The 1,391-nt window shown below is 47.6% G+C and carries 2 protein-coding genes; both read right to left on the bottom strand.

Going from position 1 to position 1,391, the window contains the following annotated elements; genetic code table 11:
* Positions 1-533 precede the first annotated feature (533 nt).
* Positions 534-803 (bottom strand): helix-turn-helix transcriptional regulator, encoded by a 270-nt coding sequence (locus K7H22_RS05215; protein WP_230799689.1) that lies wholly within the window; start codon positions 801-803, stop codon positions 534-536.
* Between the two features lie 82 nt (positions 804-885).
* Positions 886-1,391: tyrosine-type recombinase/integrase (locus K7H22_RS05210; RefSeq protein ID WP_419248151.1), on the bottom strand; the 506-nt coding region annotated here is incomplete at its 5' end.

The raw sequence follows: 1,391 nt of genomic DNA, 5'->3' as shown, positions 1-1,391 counted from the left end.
AAACTCTACATTAGAACGCGGGAAGTTTCGGGGGGCAGGTCAAACCCCAAACCGCTCTTTCCTTGGCGGTCGGTCGAAACTCGGATGTATGAAATGTATTTATGCGGAAAATCCATGATGTGCTCCTATGAACGTTGGTTCGTTTGAGCACACCTGGTCTCCACCCCTACCAAATGATAGGTTTTTACTTCTATTTTTTTATGATCGCCGCGATTGGTTCATTCGACACCGTTTATCAATCTTTCACGGTACTGTTGCGGCAGATTTCGCTATAATCGATTGTAAGATGCTGAGTTGTATGGGTTCATGCAGGCGTTGTCTCAACAGAAACGTTTGTAGACAATGGCTTATGTCAGTTTTTTGGAAAGTCCGTTATGCACAGATGCCCATAGGTGAGCACGTTACTGTAGAATGCTCCCAATCTTTTGACACTATCGATTTGTTATGTCCCTTTGCTTTTAATCTTGTGGAATTTTTGAAACATTTAGAGTTAGGGTGGGGTAGCTTTTGTTTTTATGTGAAAAAAATGTGTGTCATTTAGTGAGGAGCCTGCGCTTGATAGCCTTTGGCATTTTTATCCTCCGTCTGTCTGGCATTCGTTTGTGCGAAAGAGTTGCCTGAGCAGCCATCCATTCACGAACTTCACTTGCAAGCCATCGCGCAGATACGCCGATTTTACGTTGCGCAGGGAAGTCACCTTTCTTGATAAGTCGATATATCTTGGCGCGGGAGAAACGCGTCATAACCACGACTTCATCGATCTTCATGAAATGATCAATATACTGTGCTTCTTTCACAACCATTCTCCGCATGCTGACCGTTTTAAGAGTAGTTTGCCGACATTCATTCCGGAAGTGAAACTTTGAGAAGCATGAAACATCTTGGCTAGCCGCGTGGCAATTGTGCGCTACCGGTTCGATGTTTGCCAAGTTTCACGCGCGGCTTCCTTGGCCAAACTTCTTGCATCGCGAAATCCGCCCATTCTTGCATCAACTCCCTCCGCTTCTCAAATAGGTCGCTCCGAGCATATGCTCGCTCAACCGAGTTTCCCGCGACGTGGGCAAGCACGGCTTCGGAAACCTCCCACTCGCCTGCACCTGCCTCCATGCACCAATCCTTGAAAGTTGACCGAAAGCCATGTGTCGTGAACCCATCGACATGCATGCGTTTGTACAGCGCCCGATACGCATTGACCGACAAGATTGCTCGTCCTCCAGATTTTCGGTCCACCGGTCCTGGAAAGACAAGTCTAGGATCGTCCCTCTTGATCATGTCCAAGACCTTCTTGCATTGACGCGATAAAGGTACGCGATGACGGTTCCGGGTTTTCATTAGATGTCCTGGGATCGTCAGCGTATCGTCCTGAATGAAGTCCCATTCTACCGACCTCG

This window comes from Seohaeicola saemankumensis (assembly GCF_021021435.1).
Classification (GTDB): Bacteria; Pseudomonadota; Alphaproteobacteria; order Rhodobacterales; family Rhodobacteraceae; genus Seohaeicola.
This window is presented reverse-complemented; position numbering and strand designations above follow the sequence as displayed.